We start from the raw sequence: 26,156 nt of genomic DNA, 5'->3' as shown, positions 1-26,156 counted from the left end.
TTAATCTCAATGAATTTAGAAAGCCCTACAGTTACTGTAGAAAAAACTCAACAAGAAGTTTTCGAATTTTTAACTAAAGTTGAAAATTTTGAACAATTAATGCCTGAAAGTAAACAAAAGTTTGAAAAATTGAATGATTCAAGATTTCTTTTTCAACTAAAAGGAATGCCAGAAATCGTTTTGGAACAAAAAAGTAGTACAGAACACTCTACCGTTGTATTAGGAGCAGCTAGTGACAAATTACCCTTTACACTAACTGCAAATATTGTGGACTCTAGTGATGGAAAAAGTACTACTCAATTGGTATTTGAAGGACAGTTTAATGCTATGATGGGAATGATGATAAAGAATCCTATTCAAAATTTTATCAATACATTAAGCGAGAATATCAGTAAACTATAAATTTTACTATTGCTAGTATAATAGTTTAACCTCTTTAAGATCAAAACTCTGAACAATTTCATCTTCTAAAAGGATTTGAAGCTTACCAGAGGTTGTTATTTCTTTAATAATACCCACAAAAGAATTACCCTTAACATCTAAAAAAGTTGAGGGTTTATTTTTTCTAAAAAGTAATGACTCATAGGTATTTTTAATGGAAGAAAAGTTAGATTTTATTAATCTTGAAAATCTATGTTCAAGTTTCTGTAATAGTATTGACAATACCTCTTCTACCTCTAAATTCCTTCCCAAAATTTGCCTTAAAGAACTTGCTAAAGGCAGATTATCAAAATGCTGTTGATTTACATTAATTCCAATCCCTATAATTGCTCCTCTAAGCCTGCCATTATTGACCACATTTTCAATTAATATACCACAGATTTTATACCTATCTGACAGAATGTCGTTTGGCCATTTCACAGATAATTTTGGCAACATCAAAGATTCTAAAGCTTCATAAACACTAATAGAAACGGTCATGGATATATAAAATTGATCCATTATATCCATATCATCAATCGGCATGAACACACTACAGGTAAGGTTTTCTCCGGGATTACTTTGCCAAGTAGTACCCATTTGACCCTTACCTTGCAGCTGTTCTCTTGCAACTACACATGTAGGTTTATCCAAAGACTTTTCTCGATTCATATCTCGAAGAAAAATATTTGTAGAGTCAATGGCATCAACTTTGATTATATCCATAAATAACAGTGTGAAAGTTTTTACAAATGTCCATAAAATGCAAACATAAAACCATAAAAAAGTAATAACTTTACACAAATTAAAAAAATGCATGACTAAAAAAGAAATCGGTACTGATCAACTAATAACTCATATAATCAAAGGTATTGAAGAAGTAAAAGGTAATGATATTACTATTTTAGATTTACGGGAAATCGAAAATACAGTTTGTAATTATTTTGTTATTTGCAATGGTACTTCTAATACTCAAGTAAATGCAATTGTAAATTCCATTCAAAAAACTGTAAGTAAATCTATAAAGGATAAACCTTGGCATGTAGAAGGTGGAGAAAATGCAGAGTGGGTATTAATTGATTATGTAAATGTAGTTGTACATGTTTTCCAGAAACATATTAGAGAATTTTATGACATAGAAGGTTTATGGGGAGATGCGAGAACAACAACTATCGAAACAAACTATTAAAAAAGGCGTAAATGGCTAAAGACAATAAAAAAATGGACTCAAATAAAAAACCAAAGTTTAGTGCATATTGGATTTATGGTGTAATAATCGTTGGATTTTTAGCATTGAATTTCTTAGGTGGAGGAAGTATAGGATCTGCTCCAGAAACATCCACTTCTGATTTCAATAATTTCTTGAGTAATGGAGAAGTAGAAAAAATAGTTATCATTACAAATCGAAGACTTGCTAGAGTATACCTTACTCAGGAAGCAAAAGGTCAAGATAAACATACCAAAAGAAAAAGAAATTCATTTTTACCAGCAAGTCCAAATGATCCTGATTATGAATTTGAATTTGGTGATCTTCAGAATTTTGAAAATGAAATTTCAAGAATTAAAAGTGAAAATAGCGTTTCTACTGAAGTTGGCTATGACACCGAAAGCAATATGTGGGGAGATATATTTATCACCTTACTTCCTTTCGCTCTAATCATTGGTGTTTGGATATTCATTATGAGAAGAATGAGCGGTGGTGCCGGTGGTGGTGCTGGTGGTCAGATTTTTAATATTGGTAAATCTAAAGCGAAACTTTTTGATCAAAATACAGATGTTAAGGTTTCTTTTGAAAATGTTGCTGGCCTTGAAGGCGCAAAAGAAGAAGTTCAGGAAATAGTAGACTTCCTTAAAAACCCTGAAAAATACACCTCTTTAGGAGGAAAAATCCCAAAAGGAGCTTTATTGGTAGGACCTCCAGGGACTGGAAAAACGTTACTTGCGAAGGCAGTAGCGGGAGAAGCTAAAGTACCTTTCTTTTCTTTATCAGGTTCTGATTTTGTTGAAATGTTTGTAGGTGTAGGTGCATCTAGGGTACGAGATTTATTTAAACAAGCAAAAGAAAAATCACCTGCTATTATCTTTATTGATGAAATTGATGCAATTGGTAGAGCAAGAGGTAAAAGCAATTTCTCAGGATCCAATGATGAAAGAGAGAATACATTGAATCAACTTCTTACCGAAATGGATGGTTTTGGCACCAATACAAACGTAATTGTAATCGCTGCTACCAACCGTGCGGATGTATTAGACAAAGCTTTAATGAGAGCTGGTCGTTTTGATAGACAAATATATGTGGATCTACCAGATGTAAGAGAGCGTAAAGAAATATTTGAAGTACACTTGAAGCCTCTTAAAAAAGAAGACCAGTTAGACACTGATTTCTTATCTAAACAAACTCCTGGTTTCTCAGGTGCTGATATTGCAAATGTTTGTAATGAAGCTGCACTTATTGCTGCTCGTAAAGGAAATAAAGCAGTAGGAAAACAAGATTTTCTGGATGCAGTAGATAGAATTGTAGGTGGATTAGAAAAGAAAAATAAAATCATTACACCTGATGAAAAACGTGCAATAGCATTCCATGAAGCTGGTCATGCAACTGTTAGTTGGATGTTAGAACATGCTGCGCCTTTGGTAAAGGTTACTATTGTTCCTAGAGGACAATCTTTAGGTGCTGCTTGGTACCTTCCAGAAGAAAGACTTATCGTACGCCCAGATCAAATGTTAGACGAAATGTGTGCTACCTTAGGAGGAAGAGCCGCAGAAAAAGTAATTTTTAACGAGATTTCTACAGGAGCTTTAAGTGATTTAGAAAAAGTTACTAAACAAGCACGTGCTATGGTAACTATATATGGACTAAATGACAAGATCGGAAATCTTACATATTATGATTCTTCAGGACAGAATGAATACGGATTCACAAAACCTTATAGTGAGCAAACAAGTGAATTGATTGATAAAGAAATTTCTAATATTATTGAAGAGCAATATCAGCGTGCAATAAAATTATTGGAAAAAAATAAAGATAAACTTACCGAATTAGCAGAAGTTCTTTTAGAGAAAGAAGTAATTTTCAAAGATAATCTCGAGAAAATTTTCGGTAAGCGTCCATTCGATAAAAAAGAAGAAACCATTATAGAACCTTCTTAATCTAGTATCTATTTTTACTAGTAAATTAAAAAAATCTTAATTCAATAGGAATATTGGATTAAGATTTTTTTATCTTTGAAAGTAGTGTTAACCCGTAAATCCCCGATCGAATCGAAAAATGAGTCTATTTAGAAGATTATTTTCCTCAAAATCTAAATCAGACCAAAAGAGTAAGGAACGTCACGCTGAAGATCGCAGTAAATATATGCCTGAAATCAATCTACCGGTTGATGAAAGCTTTATGATTAACTTTAAAAGAAACGGTGGTAAGTTTCTTTACTGTGATAGCGATGATGAAGTTCTTGATTCTTTTGACAAGATACTTTTAGAAAATGATTGGTATGAAAAAGATGTATGCTGCTTTGATATAGGGTTAGAACATAAATTTTCAGGATTTAACCTTAATTATATAAAGAAATCTCCTGCATCTTTCTTTTTTGCTACTTGCGAATATCTTATTGCGGATAGTGGTGCTATTCTTATTTCTTCAAATCAGCTAAGAGAAAAAAAATTAACAGAATTACCTGATGACTTTATCATATTAGCATCAACAAGTCAATTAGTTAGCAGCATTGGAGAAGGCTTAAAAGGGATTAAGGAAAAAAACAAAAACGCCATTCCCTCAAATATTACTACCATTAAAAACTTCGAACCGCAAAAAGAAAAAGACTTCTTAAGCTATGGAAGTAGCTCAAAAAATCTATATTTGCTGCTGTTGGAAGATTTATAATATGAAGGAACTACTCACAAGGTCTTTATCGGGCTTTTTATATATTTCGATACTATTAATTTCAATATTTGTTTCTAAATATACTTTCATCGGAGTATTTGCCATATTTGGTATTATCTGTATTTATGAATTTCAAAAATTAATCCATCTAAAAAACACATGGTTATACCTTGTTTTTATTGGATTCCTATTATTGTTTCATATCCCTAATTTTGAAACACCATTATTTGTTACGCTCACACTATTGGGACTTACTATAATAACTCAGTTATTTTTAGTAAGAGATCTTATTACGATTAGAATCATTCCTATGTTTGAAAAAAGAAAGTATTTTACTAGTATATTCTTTTTGATTACATCAATTATCTTCCTCACACTCATTCCTTGTTATACAGGAGAATATAATCCGATTATGATAGCTGGTCCCCTATTAATGATATGGACAAATGACACCTTTGCGTATTTAGTTGGTAAAAACTTTGGAAAACGTAAATTACTAGAACGTATATCTCCTAAAAAAACTATAGAAGGATTTGTTGGAGGTTTTATTTTCACACTACTAGCGGGCTATTTAATTTCTATATTCACTGACACATTATCAACTTATCTTTGGTTGATTATAAGCATAATAATGAGTATTTTTGGTACACTAGGAGATCTTATTCAATCGAAGTTCAAAAGACAAGCTGGAGTAAAGGATAGTGGCTCAATAATGCCAGGACATGGTGGTATTTTTGACCGTTTAGATAGTATTATATTTGCAAGTCCATTTTTATACACGTTTTTACAAATATTGAAATATGTTTCATAAAGAAGGTTATAAAATAATAGCAGTAGCCGTAGTGCTTTTTTTAGGCATCAATGCCGCATCTTATGTTGCCATTCAGGTAGATGAATTTATTATCGCCATATTTGCTGTAACATTAGTTTTTTTAATACTAATCCTGCAGTTTTTTAGAAACCCAAAACGCCATACGGACATCAATGACAATACGGTAGTAGCACCGGTTGATGGAAAAGTAGTTGTTATTGAAGAAGTTTTTGAAAAAGAATATTTCAAAGAAAACAGACTTCAGGTATCTATATTTATGTCACCAATAAATGTACATGTTACTAGACATCCTATTAATGGAAATGTAGCATTTAGCAAATATCACCCTGGCAAGTATCTTGTTGCTTGGCATCCCAAAGCTTCAGAAGAAAATGAACGAACAACTGTAGTAGTCAAAAACAATTTTGTTGAAATTTTGTATAGACAAATTGCAGGTGCACTAGCAAAAAGAATTGTAAATTATGCAAAAGAAGGTGAGCAGGTAATTCAAGGGTCTGACAGTGGTTTTATAAAATTTGGATCCAGAGTTGATGTATACTTACCTATAGGAACAGAGGTTAATGTTTCTTTAAACCAAAAAGTAAGAGGTGGCGAAAGTATTATCGCCAATGTGTAAGTATGACCGATGAGGAATTAAATATCGCCTTTCAAAAGGCTTTTGAAAAAGCCTGCAGTACAAAGATAGAATTACCTCCAGATGTAATGCTTCATTTTTATGCTTACTACAAGCACGCGACACATACCGAAGGATTCTACACTCCTTCTGGTGATAGCGAATTAAGAAACGCTTTCAAACTCAATGCTCTTTTTCAAGTAAAAAACCTAACTACAGAAGAAGCTAAACGTAAATATATTGAGCTAGTAAATAAGTATATTACCGATGTATGATCCATAAAAAAGGCCTTGATCTTAGATCAAAGCCCTTTTCTATTATTCTATATATAGTTTTTCGTATATTATATAATTGAATTCTATTGAAGTCCAGATAAACTAGCTTTTAACGTAGCTATTTTTGCTTCCGCATCAGCTTCTTTTTTACGTTCATTAGCGATCACCTTTTCTGGAGCATTATTTACGAAACGTTCATTTTGAAGTTTTTTCTGTACCGATTTTAAAAATCCTTCGGTATATGCTAATTCTTCGGTTAATTTCTTAATCTCATCTTCCACATTTACAGCACCAGAAATAGGAATAAAATACTCATTTGATTTTACTCTAAAAGAAAGTGCTCCATCTACCTTTTCATCTACATATACTAAAGAGGAAATGTTTCCTAGTTTAGAAATCACCGCATCAAACGTATTCGGAAAGTTTTCACTATTCAATATCGATAACTCTATAGTTTCCTTAAAAGAAATATTCTTGTCTTTACGTATGGTTCTGATACCAGAAATTACATCACTTGCAAAATCAAACGCTGTGATCAGCTCTTCATTAACCGGAATAATTTTTGGCCAATTAGACACAATCAAAGCTTCATCTGTAGTACGTTCTGCTATCTGCTGCCATATCTCTTCCGATATAAAAGGAACAAATGGATGAGAAATTTTCAAATTGTTCTCAAAAATCTCTATAATCTCATTATAAGTTTTAGCATCAATTGGAGATTGATAAGCAGGCTTTACCATTTCTAACAACCAGCTACTGAAATCATCTCTAATTAACTTATAGGTAATCATCAATGCATCACTTATTCGATACTTTGCATACGCATCTTCTAATTCCACCAATGCCTTTTGGAATTTGGCTTTATACCACTCAACAGCAATTCTAGAAGCCTCAGGCTGTTCAATATTGGCATCAACTTTCCATCCGCTAACAAGATTATAAGAACTGTAGATTTTATTTACGAATGATTTTCTTCCTTGATCACAAAGATCTTCATCAAACATTAAATCATTTCCCGCCGGAGAACTCAAAAGCATTCCCACTCTAATTGCATCCGCTCCATATTTATCAATCAAATCCAATGGGTCAGGTGAATTCCCAAGAGATTTAGACATTTTACGTCTTTGTTTATCTCTTACAATCCCTGTAAGGTATACATTAGTAAAAGGTTTCTCTTTTTTGTATTCATAACCTGCAATAATCATTCTTGCCACCCAAAAGAATAGAATCTCTGGAGCAGTAACTAGATCATTCGTTGGATAGTAATAACTGATCTCTTCGTTATCTGGTTCTAAAATTCCATTAAATACACTCATTGGCCATAACCATGAAGAAAACCAAGTATCCAAAGCATCAGGATCTTGTTTTAAATTTTCTTCAGTCAATGCAGTATTACCCGTTTTTTCTTGAGCTAGTAAAACTGCTTCTTGTTTGGTTGCTGCAACTACGAAGTCTTCCTTTCCATCACCATAAAAATATGCTGGAATTTGATGTCCCCACCATAATTGTCTAGAGATATTCCAATCTCTAACATTTTCCATCCAATGGCGATAGGTATTAATAAATTTTTCTGGAACTAGATTTACATCTTTATTCAAAACAGCGTCTAAAGCAGGTTTAGCCAAGCCCTCCATCTTAAGAAACCATTGATCACTCAACTTCGGTTCAATTACAGCTTTTGTACGCTCACTAGTTCCTACTTTATTGAGATGTGTTTCGATTTTTTCAAGTGCACCGAGTTCTTCTAACTCTTTGGCTATTTCTTTTCTTACTACAAACCTATCTTTTCCTTCATAATGTAATCCAAAAGAATTTAAAGTAGCATCATCATTAAAGATATCAATTACTTCAAGTGAATGCTTATCTCCTAACACTTTGTCATTTTGATCATGGCCTGGAGTAACTTTTAAACAACCTGTACCAAACTCCATATCTACATATTCATCTTCAATAATCGGAATGGCTCTATTCGCAATTGGTACAATTGCTTTCTTACCTTTTAAATCCGTGAACCTTTCATCATTAGGATTGATACAAATAGCAGTATCTCCCATAATTGTTTCAGGTCTGGTAGTTGCTATGGTTAAAACATCTTCACTTCCTTCAATTTTATAGTTCAGATAGTAAAGATTCCCTTGCTTTTCTTCATAAATAACTTCTTCATCTGATAAAGTCGTTTTTGCTTCAGGATCCCAATTTACCATTCGGTAGCCTCTATAAATAAGACCTTTGTTATATAGATCTACAAAAACTTTTATTACAGATTCAGACAAATTGTCATCCATGGTAAAGGCAGTTCTTTCCCAATCGCAGGAAGCACCTAATTTTTTAAGTTGCTCTAAGATAATTCCTCCATGTTTATGAGTCCATTCCCAAGCATGCTCTAAGAATTCTTCTCTAGTAAGGTCATTTTTATCAATCCCTTGCTCCTTTAACTTAGCAACTACTTTGGCTTCAGTAGCAATCGATGCATGATCTGTACCAGGAACCCAACAAGCATTATACCCTTTAAGACGTGCTCTTCGAATCAAAACATCTTGTATTGTATTATTGAGCATATGCCCCATATGCAATACTCCTGTTACATTTGGCGGCGGAATAACAATAGTATACGCTTCTCTTTCATCAACTTCAGAATGGAAATAATTATTTTCCATCCAGTAGTTATACCACTTTTCCTCTATTGATTTCGCATCATATTTTCCAGCTAAAGCCATAGTTTGGTCCGATTTTTGGATTTTAGAGTGCAAAAGTAATTATTATATACGACAACTTGAAAGTCTTTTGCAATTTTGAAGTTGGATAAAAAGTAACTACTTTTACACATTATAAAAACCTACGTTATGAAAAATGTAATAATGATTTTATTTGTTGGTTTTCTGGGAATTACCCTAAACGCTCAGGATGCCAAAGCAAAAATCGATTTTAAGACAGAAGTAATTGATTATGGTGAGATTACCAAAGGTAGTGATGGTGTTCGCCAATTTGAATTTACAAATACGGGAAATGCCCCGTTAATTATTTCTAGAGTATATTCGAGTTGTGGGTGTACTATTCCTAAAAAACCGGAAAATCCAATAGCTCCAGGAGAAACTGGATTTATTGAAGTAAAATATGACACAAAACGCGTTGGACCCATCCGAAAATTAATTACTGTGTATTCTAATGCTGAAGAATCTACTAAAGCAATACGAATAACAGGAAGAGTATTAGATGATTCCAAAAGTGTTTTAGAGAAGAAAAATTAATAATTTATTATAACAAACTAAAAAGGCTCTATTATTTGATAGAGCCTTTTTTATATTACTTTTTTAAGATAAAAGGTAAACTTCATTTCTACACCTAAACGTTCTACTTTTATAGAAATCTTCTTTCCTTCTTCAGAATAAAATAAATCATTCAAATCCGAAAGTTGGTAGGAGCTAGCTGGCCTTCCATTAACTTCCAAAACGTTGTCTCCTTTTAACAAGCCTGCCAGAGCTGCTGGAGATTCTGGTCTTACTTCAGTAATTTTATATTCAGGTTCTAAAGAATACACAAATGAACTGGCATCCGCCTTAAGAACGTTTGTGACTATTTTTCCATTATCCCTTATTACAAAGTCTAAAGATGGTCTAGAAGGAGCTTTTCGAATATTATAATCTTTGGCAATTCTTACACCATCGTGCTGTATGGTAAGTCCACTCATATTATAATAAAATGGCTTGTTAAAAAACCTATTCTTTCGATAAGTAATTTTTTTATTCGGATAATCGATAATCAAATTAAATCTTTTCAAAACGCTACCTCCTATGGAACCTTGACGAGATCTTAAGGAAATTCCCTGTATATATAATGAATCAGGAAAAGAGGCTGTTATATCTTTTATTTCGAAATCTCCTATATTCAACCCTTCTACTTTAGTTTTCTTTCCATAGATAACCCCATTAAATCCTGTTCCTAGAAAATCATCAAAAGAATTTTCCGGAACTGTTAACCCAAGATCAGGGTTTTCAAATAACCACAAAGCCGAGCTAGAACCAGAATCTAATAAAAGATTAACATCTACAAGTCCCTTATCAGTTTTATACTTTGCTTTGATCATAGGACGTTTTCTCTTGTTACCTAGATTTAAATCTGACTGATAACATTTTTTACATTTTTTGTAGGTATAAGATGCCGGATTATAAATTTTAATTAGCTGTTTGGAATAATTGATATCAAAAATAAATTTTTTAAAAAAATCATACCCTATGATACCATGAACAGGAAATCCCATCATAGGAGAAAAGTTCATAGACTCATCAAAAATCATATAAACTGTATGATCATCGCTGTAGGTATTACCAATCCTTAATTCATTGTTTGTAGACTTAATAGCTTCTGCTGGTTCTTCATTTCCTAGCCCTCTCAGGTAAATTCTTGAAGCATTTTTAAGCTCTAAGGATTCTCTTTTATCAATACTAAACAATATAGTTGAACCTACTCCAGTATCTAAAATAAACGACAACGGAACACCATTAAGCTCTACCGGTATAATTATGAGATTATTAGCTAAGGTAAATTTAATCTTATCACTAGTTTTTCCTAGTGGCAGCCTAAAACTTTCTTGTGCATTGAAAGTAAATGAAATGAGTAAAAGTAGAATTAGGGTCTTCTCTTTAAGAAAATGATAAAAATCCCGATACAAAATCTCCATTCCGCTAAATATAGAAAAATACTTGAAAATTCCTGATAATAATTAACTTAAATCATAAATAATTTAAGAAATTTACTGCCATTTTATATTATAAATTTCAAAATAATGCCTGTAATATCAAGTAAGGGAAAAGCAATGCCCGAATCTCCGATTCGTAAACTAGCACCTTTTGCAGAAAAAGCAGTAAAAGAAGGAAAGCATATTTTCCATCTAAACATAGGTCAACCTGATATAAAGACACCTGTTGAGGCAATGAATGCTGTTAAAGAGCACACATTAGATGTCTTAGCATATAGCCATTCTGCAGGTTTTGAAAGCTTTAGAAATAAGTTAGCAGGTTATTATGCAAAACATGATATTACAATATCTTCTGAAGATATTTTAATAACAACTGGCGGAAGTGAAGCGTTGATTTTTACGATGGGTAGTATTACGGATCCTGGAGATGAAATTATAGTTCCAGAACCTTTTTATGCTAATTACTATAGTTTTTCTACACAGTCAACCGTTACAGTTGTTCCTGTAATTTCACAAATTGATAATGGCTTTGCTCTGCCTCCTATACAGGATTTTGAAAAACTAATAACCCCTAAAACCAAAGCAATCTTAATTTGTAATCCTGGTAATCCAACAGGTTATTTATATAGCAAGGAAGAAATAAAAGATTTGGCTGAACTCGCTATTAAATATGATTTGTTTTTAATTTCTGATGAAGTTTACAGAGAGTTTGTATATGATAATTCTGAACACTATTCGATTTTACAAGAAAGAAAACTCAATGATCATGCAATTGTAGTGGATTCTGTTTCTAAGAGATACAGTATGTGTGGTGCAAGGATCGGTTGTCTAGTAAGTAAGAATAAGGAGGTCATGGAAACGGCAATGAAATTCGCTCAAGCGAGATTAAGTCCTCCCACATTAGCACAAATAGCAAGTGAAGCTGCACTAGAAGCTCCAGAATCTTATTACAATGATACAGTAGCTAAATATAAAGAGCGAAGAGATACGCTTATAAAAGGTTTACAACAAATACCTGGTGTAAAAGTAGCTACACCACGTGGCGCATTTTATTGTATTGCAGAATTACCTATTGAAGATGCTGATGATTTTGCAAAATGGTTATTGGATGAATTTCATGTGAATAATGAAACTGTTATGTTAGCGCCTGCTTCAGGATTCTATTCAAGTCCTAATCAAGGATTAAATCAGGTTCGAATCGCATATGTACTGAATAGAAGAGATCTTAAAAAGGCAGTGAATATTTTAAAATTAGCATTGGAGAAATACACTCAGAAAAAATCTTTTATTACCGAAGAGGAAAAAGTAAGTTTGTAAAACTATAAATAATCATATCTTTCAACGGATAAACATAGTGTAAACTTAAATTTCTAATTTTTTGAATATAGAATACCATAAATCTCTTAAACAGTACAATACATTTGGAATAGATGTAAAAGCTGAGAAATTCATTACTATCAAATCCGAAGAGGATCTTAATGAAGCCTTATCTTCTTGTAAAAACGATCCTCTTTTTATTCTTAGTGGAGGAAGTAATATGCTGCTAACACAAGATATTAAGGCTACAGTATTCCATATTGCAATAACAGGTATAACAGTTTCAAAAAAAACTGATAATACAGTTTTAGTATCTGCAAACGCTGGAGAGAATTGGCATGATTTTGTGCAATTCTGTATTAATGAAGAGTATGGAGGGCTGGAAAACCTCTCTCTAATCCCAGGATATGTTGGCAGTGCACCAATTCAAAATATTGGAGCGTATGGTGTAGAATTAAAAGATAGTTTTGTGAGTTGCGAAGCAATTCATAAAAATACTAGAGAAAAGAGAATCTTTACAAAAGAAGATTGCGAATTCGGATATCGAAACTCTATTTTTAAAAATAAATTAAAAGGGACTTATATTATTACCAAAGTAACTTTTGAATTAACAACAGCAAACCATCTGTTAAATACCAGTTATGGAGCTATTGAGTTGGCTTTACAAGATAAAAATTGCATAAAACCTACAATTAAAGATATTTCGGAAGCAGTTATTGCTATTAGAAAAAGTAAACTACCTGATCCAAAAGAAATAGGAAATAGCGGTAGTTTTTTTAAAAATCCTGTTATTTCTTCAACATCCTTTATTAATTTAAAAAATACTTATCCAACTATTCCCTCCTATAAAATAGATGATGAAAACATAAAAGTTCCTGCCGGATGGCTTATAGAACAATGTGGTTTTAAGGGTAAGCGTTTTGGTGATGCAGGTGTTCATGATAAACAGGCATTAGTTTTAGTAAATCATAATAATGCTACAGGACAAGAAATATTTGAGCTTTCTTTAAAAATAAAACAAACCGTTAAGGAAAAATTCGACATCTCTTTAGAAACCGAAGTGAATATCATAAAGTAATCAAAATCATTATATTTTAAAGAAATTCTAATTTTTCAAAAATCACATTTTTAGCTGTTTTTTCTTCTTATCTTTGCATAAAAATAAGGAAAGTATTAAGTTATGAAATTAGTATTGCTTACCGTTGCTCTTTTGCTGGTCGCTTTTGCAGGAATTGCAATTAAATTATGGGCTAAAAAAGATGGAAAATTTGCTGGAACTTGTGCAAGTCAAAGTCCTTTCTTGAATAAAGAAGGAGAGTCATGTTCTCTTTGTGGTAAGACTCCTGACCAATATGCTACTTGCAGTGATACAGAGCACGGAAAATAAGTAGCCGCTATTTCTTCTCAAAAACACTTCATTGGAAAAAGAATCCTTAACGCTATCAGAGCATATCAAAAAGGCTAAAGAAGGCAAACAAGCATCCTTTAATTATTTATTGGATACTTTTTGGAATGATGTATTCAATTTTCAACTCAAAAGAACTAACAATGAGTATGAATCTGAAGATATTACAATTCAAAGTTTCTCCAAAGCATTTGATAAAATAGACACCTTTAAGGAAGAATATAATTTCAAAACCTGGATAATTCAGATATCAAAAAATATCCATATTGACTTATTGAGAAAGAAAAACGCTTCTATACGCTCGAAAACAACTACGGATGCTGATGATGCGGTTTATAAAATTATTGATGATACTCCAACTCCTGAAGATAAATTAATAACTGAACAAAATCTTGCTCAACTGCTTCGATTCATAAAACAATTAAAACCACATTATCAAGAAGTTATCAATCTTCGATATTTTCAAGAATTAAGTTATAAGGAAATTTCTGAAGTACTAGAAGAACCTATGAACAATGTCAAGGTTAAATTATTAAGAGCCCGAAAACTATTAGCTGAAATAATCACAAACAAAAAAAAGAATTAATCCACCCATAAAACCGATTAATTCTTTTTTGTAGCTACAATAAATCACTTGTATTATCTGAGACTAAAAGTCGAGATTCTTTTTAATACTCCATGTAAAGGTTCAATCCACTTATCATTAATCTTTTTATCATACTTGATAAACTTTTGAACCAGACCTTTTGGAGCTGATATTTCTTTTTCAATCCCGGTTATATTAATAAACTTCTGATTACTAATTAACCATTTTTCTACGCGTTTTCTGTTTTTTTGCAGTTGTTTCTGTTGTTCTAATTCTTCTGTTGACATTTTTAATTGGTTTTTTAACTTTTTTTTAATGAATAAAAAATGGGGTTAAGCTAATTTTAACCATGACCTAAAGTATTTCTACTAAAAATTATGTACATCAAAAATAGGAAAAGAATTTATATAAAGCTATAAAAACCTCAATAAAATTACGGTTTTACCATAATTTTAATAAGAATAAATCCCTCAAAATCCTAAAATCTTAAAACTAAAAATAGTTTAAAACACTGATTTACAGATTATAACAATATTTTCAAAGACCATAATTTTCGGCAACTAGTTAGCATAAAATTTCTCTCTTTTTTTACCCAAAAATTCCCTTTGGGTAGTTTTGAGAAGAATTTAATCCTTAATATAGTATTAACAGAAAACATACTCAATAATTGTATAGAATAAATTTTTAGACACAACATCTAACCTCTTGTAAAGACCAGAAAATAATCTACTTCTTATATACTTTCAAATTTTACATTCCTCCATACAAAGTCTCAAGAAAATCAAAAACCTTATTTTAATAGGAGCTTTCTTCGTATTTTTGCTTAAAATATTGCAGAGTATGAATAATGATGTTGCTACTGTAGCACCTCCTAAAGGAAAACCAAAATGGCTACGAGTAAAGTTACCTACAGGGAAAAAATATACAGAACTTAGAGGATTAGTAGATAAATATAACCTTCATACTATATGTACTTCGGGGAGCTGCCCAAATATGGGAGAGTGTTGGAGCGAAGGAACTGCCACTTTCATGATCCTTGGTAACATCTGTACAAGATCTTGCGGATTTTGTGGTGTTAAAACTGGGAGACCTGAAACGGTAGACTGGGAAGAGCCGGAAAAAGTAGCTAGATCCATTAAATTAATGAATATTAAACATGCTGTTATTACCTCAGTAGATCGAGATGATTTAGCAGATGGAGGTTCAATTATATGGTCGGAAACGATTCAAGCCATTCGTAGAATGAACCCCAATACTACTCTAGAAACACTTATTCCTGATTTTCAAGGAAAAACAAAAAACATTGATAGAATCGTAGCTGTAAAACCAGAAGTTGTTTCTCATAACATGGAAACTGTCAAAAGGCTTACAAGAGAAGTTCGTATCCAAGCAAAATATGAACAAAGCTTACAAGTATTAAAATACTTAAAAGATAACGGTATTAATCGTACTAAAAGTGGCATCATGCTAGGCTTAGGCGAAACAGAAGATGAAGTTATCCAAGTTCTTAAAGATCTAAGAGCGGTAAATTTAGACATTGTTACTATAGGTCAATATTTACAACCAAGTAAGARACATTTACCAGTAAAACAGTTCATTACTCCTGATCAATTTAAGAAATACGAAGAAATTGGATTAGAGATGGGATTTAGACATGTAGAAAGTGGTGCGCTAGTTCGTTCTTCGTATAAAGCTCAAAAACACCTTACATAAAACTCGTTCTATACTAAGTATTAATTAATGAATACACCCATTAGAATAGCCATTAACGGATTTGGAAGAATTGGTCGTAATCTTTTTAGACTTTTAATACACAATCCTAGTATTGATGTAGTTGCTATAAATGATCTTGCTGATAGTAAAACACTTAGTCATTTACTAAAATATGATAGTATACATGGAGTTTTGAAAGAAAATATATCATATTCTGATGATCATATTTTAGTGGAAGATACTTCGATTCCTTTACTCAATAAAAAACATCCTATCGACTGTGACTGGAAAAGTTATAATGTAGATATCGTAATAGAAGCAACTGGGAAGTTCAAGACTAAAGCAATGGCGATGGATCATATTACTGCTGGAGCAAAAAAAGTAATCCTTTCTGCTCCTCCTTTGGAAGATTCTATTAAAACCATTGTACTGGGCGTAAATGATCATTTAATTGATGGTACAGAAACTATTATCTCAAATGCTTCTTGTACTACCAATAATGCTGCACCTATGATCAAAGTAATTGATGAGCTTTGTGGAATTGAGCAAGCATATATTACTACGATTCATAGTTACACTACAGACCAAAGTTTACATGATCAGCCACATAGAGATTTAAGACGTGCAAGAGCAGCTAGTCAGTCCATCGTACCTACTACTACCGGAGCAGCAAAAGCGCTTACTAAAGTTTTTCCTAAATTAAGTAATGTTATTGGTGGATGCGGAATTAGAGTTCCTGTTCCTGATGGATCTCTTACTGATATTACTTTCAACGTAAAAAAAGAAACTTCTATAGAAGAAATAAATAATGCCTTTAAAAAAGCCTCTTCTACCAACCTAAAAGGCATTTTAGCATATACAGAAGACCCAATAGTATCGGTAGACATCCTTGGCAATTCACATTCTTGTCTGTTTGATTCTCTCATGACTTCTGTTATTGGAAAAATGGTAAAAATCATAGGATGGTATGACAATGAAATAGGATATAGTAACAGAATAATAGATTTAATTATTAACATTTCTAAGAAATAACTATATTAGTTGAGTCATATTGAGGAAAATGCCTATCCAAATCAAACATTTTATACTTATAATATTACTTAGTTGTTACTTCAAAACCTTTTCACAAGTAGAAGGAATTGAACAAAACACTCAAGTCAAAGATTCTATTGAAAATTACCTTACCAAAGCTTCAGAAGCCATAAATACAGATCAATTGGCTACTGCGTTACACAATATAACACAAGCAAAAGAACTAGCTATTGCTCATCAGGATCAAACTTATAGCGCGAAAGCTAATCGTGTATTAGCCGAGTTATATTTAGAACTTGGTGATCTAAAAAGTGCCAAAGAGCAAATAATAAAAGCTATAAAAATCCAAACAGAGCAAGGAGATGAAAATGGTTTGGGCAATTCTTATAATGTTTGCGGAGCAATTCTTACGAAGGAAAAAGATTTTGAAACAGCAAAGAAACACTTAGATTTAGCTTCATCCTTAATAGAAAAAAACAATATCAAAGTTTTAGAAGGCCCTTTAAAAATTAATTTTGGACTTCTTTCGATAGCAATGAATGAGCCAGAAGCAGCTATAGAACATTTTAATAGCGGTCTACCTAAAATTGAATCCCTTAATCAATCTTATTATAAGGCCAAACTTTATATAGGTAAAGCTAAAGCTCAAATGATGATAGGCCTACTAGATGATGCTGTAGCGACAAATGAGCTAGCTATGCAGATTGGATCAGAGATGGGATATTTTGAAATACAATCTGAAAGTTTTGAACTATACAGTCAGATCTATCAGGAAAAAGGAGAATTCGAAACGTCCTTAACTAATTTAAGATCACACCAAAAAATTAAAGATTCTCTGTTTAGTATCAATAAAGAAATTATTGCTCAAGAAGCAGGAGCTAAACTAAATCTGGAGGATGATAAGTTCGAAATTGAAGAACTTAAAGAAGAAAACAAACAACAACAGAAATCCTTAAAACTTGGTAGGCTTACAACGATTTTGAGTATTGCGCTGATTACCATCTTATCACTGCTAACACTTTCGTTATATAAAAACAATAATCTAAGAGCTAGAGCGAATGAATTACTCCAAAATAAAAACACAGAACTTATTCTAGCTAAGGAAAATGCAGAACGTGCTAGTGAGGCCAAGGTTCAATTTTTATCTACAATAACTCATGAACTTAGAACTCCTCTATATGCGGTTACTGGTCTGACACACTTGCTACTTGAAGAAAGCCCAACTCCAAACCAAAAAGAACATTTGAACTCCTTAAAATTCTCTGGAGAATATTTACTTTCTTTAATCAATAATATTTTAGACCTCAATAAATTAGAAGCTAATAAAGTAGAGATCGAAAACACTTCTTTTAATTTACAGAAAAGAATTAATGATGTTTTAATAGCTTTAGGAAAATCTGCTAAAGACCGAAACAATAAATTGCATTACGATTTTGACAAATCTATTCCTGCTAAGCTCAAAGGTGATCCTCTAAAAATTTCACAGATTTTAATTAATTTAATAGGAAACTCTATTAAATTCACGCAAAATGGTGATATCTGGATTAAAGTAAAAATGATAAACCGGATTGAGAATAAAGTCTTTCTTCATTTTGAAATAAAAGATAATGGAGTTGGTATTTCAGACAAAAAGCAACAAAGTATTTTTGAAAACTTTACACAAGGATCTGTTCAAATCAACAGAAAATTTGGAGGTACAGGTCTAGGTTTATCGATTGTTAAGAATCTACTTTCATTAATGGATAGTGAAATCAAACTGGAAAGTGAACTTGGACAAGGATCTAGATTTCATTTTGACCTTAAATTTGAAGTTTTTGAAGATGTGGTTTCTAATTATCAGGAAGAGGCTAAAAAAATTGACTATAGTGTGATGGTGGACAAAAAAGTCCTTGTAGTAGAGGACAATAAGATCAACCAGCTTATTACTCGAAAGATTTTAGAAAAAAATAAGATGATTTGCGACGTAGCTGATAATGGAGACATCGCTATAAACAAAACAAAAAATAACGACTTTGATCTAATTCTTATGGATATCCATATGCCTGGAATAAGTGGAATTGAAGCTACCAAACAAATCAGAGAATTCAATACAGAAATCCCTATTGTTGCGCTTACAGCGGTAACTTTAGATGATAATCTTGATGAATTTTATCATAATGGCTTTAATGATATTATTCCTAAGCCTTACAAAACAGAAGAGTTCTTTACAAAACTCCACAAAGCATTGTCTAAAAAACAAACGACTTCTTAACAGTTTGGCACATATATTGGTATAATACAACCATGAATAGAAATCTATTCTTTGTTGAGTTAGCCAAAATATATAAATGAGATCTTTTACGAGATCTCATTTTTTATATAAGAAAATATACGCTCCTTAAACTTTTCCTTTCCATCAACAAATGACATTTCCATAGGCTGATACCAAAGTGTTTCTTTAGAGAAATCAGATGCTAATCTCACATAATCCTTTTCTGTAGTTATCATAAGAGATTGCTTTTTTAAATGATCGAGGTCTTTTTCAGTAAAATGATGATGATCTGGATAATCAATATGAGAAAACGCTAATCCCAATGAGGTATAATAATCCAAAAGAGGTTTGGGATTGGCTATTCCTGTAACCAAAGTAAACGGAGTACCTAATAAACTCTCAATAGATCTATGTTCTCTTCCATTAGTAACAAAATCTCCATAATTTATCGTAGCAAATAAAACCAATTGAGAAGCATTTACTTTCAACTTATTTTTTATTAATAATTGCTCTTCTTTAGAAATATTATTTGGACATTTTGTGACTATGATGATTTCTGCCCTATCTGCTCCACTACGTGGTTCTCTTAAATTACCTGTTGGCAATACAATATCATCACAATAGAGATCATAATATGGTGTCAACAAAATATATAAACCTGCCTTTACCTTTCGATGTTGAAAAGCATCATCTAACAAAATAACTTCTGGACTAGGTTCTTGTGTTTTTAGATTTGCTATTCCATTACGTCTATCAGCATCTACAGCTACATAAACATTTGGGAACTTCTTTTTAAACTGTAAAGGCTCATCCCCCACTTCCTTAGCAGTAGCATCAATATGCACTAATTGAAAACCTTTAGTTTCTCTTTTATAACCTCTGCTCAAAGTAGCGAGTTGCACTTGATTTTTTAACAACCGAATAAGATACTCAATCATCGGAGATTTACCAGTACCACCAACACTCAGGTTTCCAACAGCGATAACTGGAAAATCATACACAGAAGATTTTTTAATTCCAATATCATATAGTCTATTTCGTAACCAAGTTATCAAATAATAAATTGGTACAATTGGTAAAAGTATTTTTCTTAGGAAATTCAAAAGGATAAAATGCTATATCTAATTCATATTATTACAAAAGCAAATGTATAAAACGAAACAAGGCATCACAAAATTTTTAAAAATATCCTACAATTTAAACAACTTGTATACTTAGAAATTATAGCAAGATTATAACTCAATCAAACTTTGATTATGCTAAAACTTTTTTTTACTTTCAAACTATATTTAAAAAACACATTTCAATGCAAATTAAAGAGGTCATACAACACCTTGAAAACTTAGCCCCAACAGCATATGCGGAAGGTTTTGATAACGTAGGATTATTAGTAGGAGATAAAAACACAACGGTTACTGGAATCCTCGTAACACTAGACACTTTAGAAATAATCGTAGATGAGGCTATTGAAAAAAATTGCAATCTAATTGTTAGTTTTCACCCAATTGTTTTTAAAGGCATCAAAAAGTTTAACGGTAGTAATTATGTAGAACGAGTTGTGATGAAAGCTATCAAACATGACATAGCTATTTTTGCCATTCACACAGCACTCGACAATGCTTCAAATGGTGTGAATAATATGATATGCGAGCAATTAGAGCTAATCAATAGAAAGATCCTTATTCCTCAAAGTGATACTATAAAAAAATTAGTCACTTTTGCTCCAAAAAAGGAAGCAGCATCATTGCGATCTAAATTGTTTGAAGCTGGAGCAGGTACCATAGGAAATTATGACAATTGTAGTTTTTCATCTGATGGAATAGGTACTTTCCGAGCCTTGGAAGCCGCAAATCCATCAATTGGAAAAAAAGGTGAAACACACACCGAAAAAGAAATACAAATACAAGTCACATACGCTAAACATAATGAGAGCAAAATTCTAAAGGCCTTATTTGAAAATCATTCTTATGAAGAAGTAGCCTATGAAGTTACAACTTTAGAAAATCGCAATCAACAAATCGGAATGGGAATGATCGGAGAACTTCCAGAAGAACTAGATGAAATTAGCTTTTTAAAGCATCTTAAAACCGTATTTAAAACAGGATGTGTGCGGCATTCTGCTTTATTAGGAAAACCGATTAAAAAAGTAGCTGTTTTAGGTGGAAGCGGCAGCTTTGCTATTAGAAATGCCCAACAAGCTGGAGCTGATATTTTTATTACCGCAGACCTAAAATATCATCAATTTTACGAAGCAGAAAATAAATTAATTTTAGCAGATATTGGTCATTATGAAAGCGAACAATACACAAAAAACTTAATTGTTAGCTATCTTAGAAAAAAAATCAGTAATTTTGCAATCATTTTATCGGATAAAAACACCAATCCAATTCAATACATATAAAACATGGCAAAGAAAGAAGTTACTGTTGAGCAAAAATTAAGAGCATTATATGATTTGCAATTAATTGACTCTAGAGTTGATGAGATCAGAAATGTACGTGGAGAACTTCCATTAGAAGTAGAAGATCTTGAAGATGAGGTAGCCGGATTAAACAAAAGATTAGAAAAACTAAATACAGATCTTGAAAATATCGATGATGGAATCAAGACTAAAAAGAATCTAATTGAAGAAGCAAAATCCTTAATCAAAAAATACGGAGAGCAGCAAAAAAATGTACGTAACAATCGTGAGTACAACTCTCTAAGTAAAGAAATAGAGTTTCAAGAATTAGAAATTCAATTATCTGAAAAGCATATTAAGGAATTTAAAGCTCAAATCGTTCAGAAAAACGAAATTATTGACCAAACAAAAGGTCGTCTAGCGGAAAGAAATAAACATCTTGCTCATAAAAAAGGTGAATTAGACGCTATCTTAGCTGAGACCGAAAAAGAAGAACAAGCATTAATAGCTAAATCTGAAGATTTCCAGAATAACATCGAAGAACGATTGGTTGCAGCCTACAAAAGAATAAGAACGAATGTAAAAAATGGTTTAGCTGTTGTACCGATTGAGCGTGGAGCTTCTGGTGGTTCATTCTTTACAATTCCACCTCAAGTACAGATGGAAATTGCTTCACGAAAAAAGATCATTACTGATGAGCATAGTGGTCGTATCTTAGTAGATCAAGCTTTAGCGCAAGAAGAAAAAGAAAAAATGGAAGCTTTATTTGCAAAGCTATCTTAAATTCATTTCATAAAAATAGAAACAAAAGCCTCGGAAATTTCTGAGGCTTTTCTATTTTTAGAAATCATCACTCAAAAGAACACAAAAGAATTTAGTGATAAGCACATCCTATACATCACAATACAACACCATGCAAAATGAACTAACCAATAAAATCCTAATAATTGGCAGTGTTTGGCCAGAGCCGAATTCTTCAGCTGCAGGCATAAGAATGCTGCAGCTCTTACAATTATTTGTATCCAAACAATGGAAAGTTACGTTTGCAAGCACTGCTTCAGAAAGCGAACATATGCTTGATATAGAAGTTTTAGGAATTACCAAAGAAATAGTTTTAATTAATGATGATAGCTTTGATAATTTCATACAATCACTTCAACCTAATATTGTTTTATTTGACCGATTCATGATTGAAGAGCAATTTGGATGGAGAGTCAGTAAACATCTTCCAAATGCCATTAAAATACTAAATACAGAAGATCTTCATAGTTTAAGAAAGACTAGAGCAAATGCATTTAAGAACGGAAAAGATTTTCACTTTTCAGATTTAAAGAAAAATGATATTACAAAAAGAGAAATCGCAAGTATCTACCGTTGTGATCTTTCACTAATTATCTCTGATATTGAAACAAACATCTTAGAAACACATTTTAATATACCTAAAGAACTATTACTATATATACCATTTCTTTTCGAAAGTATAAATTCTGACATTACCGAAAGCTGGCCAAAATACGAACAAAGAAGTCATTTCATGACCATCGGTAATTTCCGACATGAGCCTAATTGGAATAGCATTTTATACCTAAAAGAAATTATCTGGCCATTAATCAAAAAACAACTACCTAAAGCTGAACTTCATATCTATGGTGCATATCCTCCACCAAAAGCTATACAATTAAACAATCCCAAACAAGGGTTTATTATTAAAGGATGGACCAAAAACTCCAAAGAAGTTATGAAAAAAGCAAGAGTATGCTTAGCGCCATTACGTTTTGGAGCGGGAATTAAAGGGAAACTAGCAGAAGCAATGCTTTGTGGCACCCCAAGTATCACAACCGAAATTGGCGCAGAAGGAATGCTAGACGAAGAAATGGATTGGAATGGTTTTATCAAAAACAATCCGGAAGATTTCGCAAAAGCAGCTGTTACTTTATATAACAATAAAGATATTTGGAATCAGGCACAGCAAAACGGAATTGCAATTATTAACACTCGGTTTAAAAAGGACAAATTCTGTACACAGTTGATAGAAACCATTGAAAACATTCAAAAGAATTTAGAACCTCACCGTTCTTCTAATTTTATAGGTGCAATGTTACAATATCACACAATGAGAAGTACAGAGTTCATGTCTAAATGGATAGAAGCAAAAAACAAAACTACCTAATCATCTAATACCACCGCAAAAATTTGAAAACAAAAAGAGCCTCTTCAAAAATGAAGAGGCTGACATTTCTTTTAAGAATTCTCTTTTAATTAAAGAGCAGCTACGTGTTTAGCTAATTTTGACTTTAAGTTAGCCGCTTTATTATCATGGATAATATTACGCTTAGCTAATCTATCAATCATAGAAACTACAGAAGGAAACAAAGCTTCAGCTTCTTTCTTATCAGCTTCACGTAACTTCTTGATAGCATTACGTGTAGTTTTATGCTGATATTTGTTTCTAAGACGCTTAGWCTCACTATTTCTGATTCTCTTTAATGCTGACTTATGATTTGCCATCTTTTCTTTATTAAATTTCTTTCTTCTAAAATCGTAGCCCGTAGGGGAATCGAACCCCTCTTACCAGGATGAAAACCTGGCGTCCTAGCCGATAGACGAACGGGCCATAGTTGTTTGCCTAATTGCGGATGCAAAAATACAACTATTTTTTAATGGCGCAAGTGTTATTTTATTTTTTTCTAAAATTAATATGCTTTTGCAAATAACACTCTTACTTTAGAAGGGTTTCCAGTGTATACACAAACCCCACTTTCTTCCTTCGCATCAAAAGGAATACAACGTATTGTCGCCTTTGTCAACTCTTTAATCTTTTGCTCTGTTTCTGGAGTACCATCCCAATGAGCGGATAAGAAACCTCCTTTATTTTCTAAAACTTCTTTAAACTCTTCAAAAGAATTTACCTCTGTAATATGTTCATCTCTATATTGAGTCGCTTTCTGATGTAAACTATCTTGAATTTCGTTTAATAGGTTTTCTATAGTATTGACTACTTCATCCTTTTTCACAAATTGTTTTGATAATGTATCACGTCGAGCCAGCTCCACAGTTCCTTTTTCTAGATCTTTAGGACCTATTGCGATCCTCAAAGGAACTCCTTGTAATTCATACTGCGCAAACTTAGCTCCTGGTCGATGTGTATCTCTATTATCAAATTTTACAGAAATCCCTTTAGCCCTTAGATCATTTACTAATTCATTCGCTACTTCTGAAATCTGATTCAATTGCTCCTCTCCTTTATATATTGGAACAATCACTACCTGAATTGGCGCTAAATTAGGTGGTAAAACCAACCCATTATCATCACTATGCGTCATAATCAAAGCTCCCATTAGTCTAGTAGAAACTCCCCATGACGTTGCCCAAACATAATCAAGTTTTCCTTCTTTTGAAGTAAATTTTACATCAAAAGCTTTAGCAAAATTTTGACCTAAAAAGTGAGAAGTTCCAGCTTGCAAAGCCTTTCCATCTTGCATCAATGCCTCGATACAATACGTATCCTCTGCTCCTGCAAAACGCTCACTCTCTGTTTTTCTACCTTTGACAACAGGAATTGCCATGAAATTTTCTACAAAATCTGCATATACATTGTTCATTTGCTCAGTTTCTGCAATCGCTTCAGTTCTTGTTTCATGAGCAGTATGTCCTTCTTGCCATAGAAATTCAGCTGTTCTCAAAAACAAACGGGTTCTCATCTCCCATCGTACTACATTTGCCCATTGGTTTACTAGTATTGGTAAATCTCTATAGGATTGAATCCAACCTTTATATGTATTCCATATAATTGCTTCCGAAGTTGGACGAACTATCAACTCTTCCTCTAATTTTGCTTTAGGATCCACAATTAATTTTGAAGCATCATCTGGATTTGTTTTCAATCGATAATGTGTTACTACAGCACATTCTTTTGCAAATCCTTCAGCATTTTTTTCTTCCGCTTCAAACAAACTTTTAGGGACAAAAAGAGGAAAATATGCGTTTTGGTGACCTGTTTCCTTAAATTTTTTATCTAATTCAGCCTGCATTTTCTCCCAAATCGCATACCCATAGGGCTTAATTACCATACACCCTCTTACAGCTGAATTCTCAGCTAAATCAGCCTTTACGACCAATTCGTTATACCATTTTGAATAATCTTCACTACGTTTCGTTAGATTTTTGCTCATAACTTGCTATTTGGCACAAATGTTGTGACTTTGTTAAATAAAAAATAGTTAGCGCAAAACTAACTAAATTTGTATTGTTCAACAATAAAATAAGGAGATATGCGACTTAAAAATTATTTTCAAAGAAATGGAGCTATGGGGACTTTCCTGATAGCCTCTTTACTTATGTTGACATCTTGTGGCTCGTATGAATATGTATCGTATGATGATGGTATTTATGGTGAAGCAAGAAGCCAAAGGAACTATGAACCAAGACCAACTGCAACCACAACTCAATCAAATTCAAACTATTATTCTAATTATTTTTCAGAAAAATCTGCTCAGATTGATAACGCAATCGAACAAGATGCAATTTTTACTGATGTTGATTCTTATTCTAGCGAAAATTACGATCCATCTGACACAACCAGTGTAGCATTAAATTATGAAGGTGGACAACCTTCTTGGGGTAGTGACTCAGATGAAGTATCCATAAACATTATTAATACTGGATGGAATGCCGGTTGGGGTCCTGGATTTGGATGGGGATGGAACAACTGGGGATGGAATGCCGGTTGGGGTCC

The 26,156-nt window shown here is 32.5% G+C and carries 25 protein-coding genes, 1 tRNA gene and 1 pseudogene; 19 read left to right on the top strand and 8 right to left on the bottom strand.

Features of this window, described 5'->3' with window-relative positions; all coding sequences use genetic code 11:
- The first annotated feature begins 9 nt into the window (after positions 1-9).
- The gene (locus GBO31_RS15145; protein WP_219009206.1) at positions 10-402 is read left to right on the top strand and encodes an SRPBCC family protein; all 393 of its coding nucleotides are present in this window, start codon (positions 10-12) and stop codon (positions 400-402) included.
- Positions 403-414: 12 nt separating this feature from the next.
- Here GBO31_RS15145 and GBO31_RS15140 read toward each other — a convergent pair whose 3' ends face one another.
- Complete coding sequence (locus GBO31_RS15140) at positions 415-1,146, bottom strand: biotin--[acetyl-CoA-carboxylase] ligase (protein WP_219009205.1); 732 nt, start codon at positions 1,144-1,146, stop codon at positions 415-417.
- Between the two features lie 91 nt (positions 1,147-1,237).
- On the opposite strand from GBO31_RS15140, the gene rsfS reads away from it, so the two are divergent.
- From rsfS to GBO31_RS15110, 6 genes are all read left to right on the top strand, one after another.
- Positions 1,238-1,609 (top strand): ribosome silencing factor, encoded by a 372-nt coding sequence (rsfS, locus tag GBO31_RS15135; RefSeq protein ID WP_219009204.1) that lies wholly within the window; start codon positions 1,238-1,240, stop codon positions 1,607-1,609.
- A gap of 11 nt (positions 1,610-1,620) precedes the next feature.
- Entirely contained in the window at positions 1,621-3,570 is a 1,950-nt protein-coding gene (gene ftsH / locus GBO31_RS15130) for an ATP-dependent zinc metalloprotease FtsH (RefSeq protein WP_219009203.1), read from the top strand.
- A 118-nt stretch (positions 3,571-3,688) separates the two neighbouring features.
- Positions 3,689-4,300 carry an LUD domain-containing protein gene (locus GBO31_RS15125; RefSeq protein ID WP_219009202.1) on the top strand — a complete coding sequence of 204 codons (612 nt, stop codon included), beginning with the start codon at positions 3,689-3,691 and terminating at the stop codon, positions 4,298-4,300.
- Position 4,301: 1 nt separating this feature from the next.
- Positions 4,302-5,111, top strand: coding sequence for a phosphatidate cytidylyltransferase (locus GBO31_RS15120; RefSeq protein WP_219009201.1), 810 nt, complete (start codon positions 4,302-4,304; stop codon positions 5,109-5,111).
- On the top strand, positions 5,101-5,748 hold the full coding sequence (locus GBO31_RS15115; protein WP_219009200.1) for a phosphatidylserine decarboxylase family protein: 648 nt from the start codon (positions 5,101-5,103) through the stop codon (positions 5,746-5,748). Before GBO31_RS15120 ends, GBO31_RS15115 begins: the two co-directional genes overlap by 11 nt.
- A 2-nt stretch (positions 5,749-5,750) precedes the next feature.
- A complete protein-coding gene (locus tag GBO31_RS15110) occupies positions 5,751-6,020 on the top strand; it encodes an acyl-CoA-binding protein (protein ID WP_219009199.1) in 270 nt (89 codons plus the stop codon).
- 83 nt (positions 6,021-6,103) lie between these two features.
- On the opposite strand, the gene GBO31_RS15105 is transcribed toward GBO31_RS15110, so the two are convergent.
- Positions 6,104-8,737: a valine--tRNA ligase gene (locus tag GBO31_RS15105; RefSeq protein ID WP_219009198.1), complete on the bottom strand. Its 2,634-nt coding sequence runs from the start codon at positions 8,735-8,737 to the stop codon at positions 6,104-6,106.
- A 126-nt stretch (positions 8,738-8,863) separates the two neighbouring features.
- Here GBO31_RS15105 and GBO31_RS15100 point away from each other — a divergent pair, with 126 nt between their 5' ends.
- Positions 8,864-9,268: a DUF1573 domain-containing protein gene (locus GBO31_RS15100; RefSeq protein WP_219009197.1), complete on the top strand. Its 405-nt coding sequence runs from the start codon at positions 8,864-8,866 to the stop codon at positions 9,266-9,268.
- A gap of 50 nt (positions 9,269-9,318) precedes the next feature.
- Here the strand turns inward: GBO31_RS15100 and GBO31_RS15095 are convergent, their stop codons facing one another.
- Positions 9,319-10,698, bottom strand: coding sequence for an aspartyl protease family protein (locus GBO31_RS15095; RefSeq protein ID WP_219009196.1), 1,380 nt, complete (start codon positions 10,696-10,698; stop codon positions 9,319-9,321).
- Between the two features lie 105 nt (positions 10,699-10,803).
- Here GBO31_RS15095 and GBO31_RS15090 point away from each other — a divergent pair, with 105 nt between their 5' ends.
- The 4 genes from GBO31_RS15090 to GBO31_RS15075 all read left to right on the top strand — a co-directional run bounded on the left by GBO31_RS15090 (position 10,804) and on the right by GBO31_RS15075 (position 14,024).
- Positions 10,804-12,033: a pyridoxal phosphate-dependent aminotransferase gene (locus GBO31_RS15090; protein ID WP_219009195.1), complete on the top strand. Its 1,230-nt coding sequence runs from the start codon at positions 10,804-10,806 to the stop codon at positions 12,031-12,033.
- Between the two features lie 61 nt (positions 12,034-12,094).
- Entirely contained in the window at positions 12,095-13,111 is a 1,017-nt protein-coding gene (murB, locus tag GBO31_RS15085) for a UDP-N-acetylmuramate dehydrogenase (protein WP_219009194.1), read from the top strand.
- Positions 13,112-13,213: 102 nt separating this feature from the next.
- Complete coding sequence (locus GBO31_RS15080) at positions 13,214-13,420, top strand: membrane or secreted protein (protein ID WP_219009193.1); 207 nt, start codon at positions 13,214-13,216, stop codon at positions 13,418-13,420.
- 31 nt (positions 13,421-13,451) lie between these two features.
- Entirely contained in the window at positions 13,452-14,024 is a 573-nt protein-coding gene (locus GBO31_RS15075) for an RNA polymerase sigma factor (RefSeq protein ID WP_219009192.1), read from the top strand.
- Between the two features lie 53 nt (positions 14,025-14,077).
- Here GBO31_RS15075 and GBO31_RS15070 read toward each other — a convergent pair whose 3' ends face one another.
- Complete coding sequence (locus tag GBO31_RS15070; protein WP_219009191.1) at positions 14,078-14,311, bottom strand: hypothetical protein; 234 nt, start codon at positions 14,309-14,311, stop codon at positions 14,078-14,080.
- Positions 14,312-14,864: 553 nt separating this feature from the next.
- Between GBO31_RS15070 and lipA the strand changes: the two genes are divergently transcribed.
- From lipA to GBO31_RS15055, 3 genes are read left to right on the top strand one after another with little or no spacing between them, the layout of a single operon-like run.
- Positions 14,865-15,737: a lipoyl synthase gene (gene lipA / locus GBO31_RS15065; protein ID WP_219009190.1), complete on the top strand. Its 873-nt coding sequence runs from the start codon at positions 14,865-14,867 to the stop codon at positions 15,735-15,737.
- A gap of 27 nt (positions 15,738-15,764) precedes the next feature.
- Entirely contained in the window at positions 15,765-16,769 is a 1,005-nt protein-coding gene (gene gap / locus GBO31_RS15060) for a type I glyceraldehyde-3-phosphate dehydrogenase (RefSeq protein WP_219009189.1), read from the top strand.
- Positions 16,770-16,797: 28 nt separating this feature from the next.
- Positions 16,798-19,020: a response regulator gene (locus GBO31_RS15055; protein WP_219009188.1), complete on the top strand. Its 2,223-nt coding sequence runs from the start codon at positions 16,798-16,800 to the stop codon at positions 19,018-19,020.
- An 86-nt stretch (positions 19,021-19,106) separates the two neighbouring features.
- Here the strand turns inward: GBO31_RS15055 and lpxK are convergent, their stop codons facing one another.
- Positions 19,107-20,123, bottom strand: a complete 1,017-nt coding sequence (gene lpxK / locus GBO31_RS15050) for a tetraacyldisaccharide 4'-kinase (protein WP_219009187.1) — start codon at positions 20,121-20,123, stop codon at positions 19,107-19,109.
- A gap of 203 nt (positions 20,124-20,326) precedes the next feature.
- Here lpxK and GBO31_RS15045 point away from each other — a divergent pair, with 203 nt between their 5' ends.
- The 3 genes from GBO31_RS15045 (at position 20,327) to GBO31_RS15035 (ending at position 23,591) form a co-directional block, all read left to right on the top strand.
- On the top strand, positions 20,327-21,421 hold the full coding sequence (locus GBO31_RS15045; protein ID WP_219009186.1) for a Nif3-like dinuclear metal center hexameric protein: 1,095 nt from the start codon (positions 20,327-20,329) through the stop codon (positions 21,419-21,421).
- A gap of 3 nt (positions 21,422-21,424) precedes the next feature.
- The gene (locus tag GBO31_RS15040; protein WP_219009185.1) at positions 21,425-22,204 is read left to right on the top strand and encodes a zinc ribbon domain-containing protein; all 780 of its coding nucleotides are present in this window, start codon (positions 21,425-21,427) and stop codon (positions 22,202-22,204) included.
- Positions 22,205-22,334: 130 nt separating this feature from the next.
- Complete coding sequence (locus tag GBO31_RS15035; protein WP_219009184.1) at positions 22,335-23,591, top strand: glycosyltransferase family 4 protein; 1,257 nt, start codon at positions 22,335-22,337, stop codon at positions 23,589-23,591.
- A gap of 89 nt (positions 23,592-23,680) precedes the next feature.
- Here GBO31_RS15035 and rpsT read toward each other — a convergent pair whose 3' ends face one another.
- From rpsT to proS, 3 genes are all read right to left on the bottom strand, one after another.
- Positions 23,681-23,929: a 30S ribosomal protein S20 gene (rpsT, locus tag GBO31_RS15030; protein WP_219009183.1), complete on the bottom strand. Its 249-nt coding sequence runs from the start codon at positions 23,927-23,929 to the stop codon at positions 23,681-23,683.
- A 34-nt stretch (positions 23,930-23,963) separates the two neighbouring features.
- Positions 23,964-24,035 (bottom strand) — tRNA-Glu (locus GBO31_RS15025).
- 79 nt (positions 24,036-24,114) lie between these two features.
- The gene (proS, locus tag GBO31_RS15020) at positions 24,115-25,593 is read right to left on the bottom strand and encodes a proline--tRNA ligase (RefSeq protein ID WP_219009182.1); all 1,479 of its coding nucleotides are present in this window, start codon (positions 25,591-25,593) and stop codon (positions 24,115-24,117) included.
- Between the two features lie 99 nt (positions 25,594-25,692).
- Between proS and GBO31_RS15015 the strand changes: the two are divergent.
- Positions 25,693-26,156: pseudogene (locus GBO31_RS15015) on the top strand (hypothetical protein); the annotation flags it as partial.

Origin of the sequence: Aquimarina litoralis (genome assembly GCF_019295435.1) — a bacterium.
GTDB classification, from domain to species: domain Bacteria; phylum Bacteroidota; class Bacteroidia; order Flavobacteriales; family Flavobacteriaceae; genus Aquimarina; species Aquimarina litoralis_A.
The sequence above is the reverse complement of the archived record's forward strand: the minus strand, read 5'-3'. Positions and strand labels throughout refer to the sequence as shown.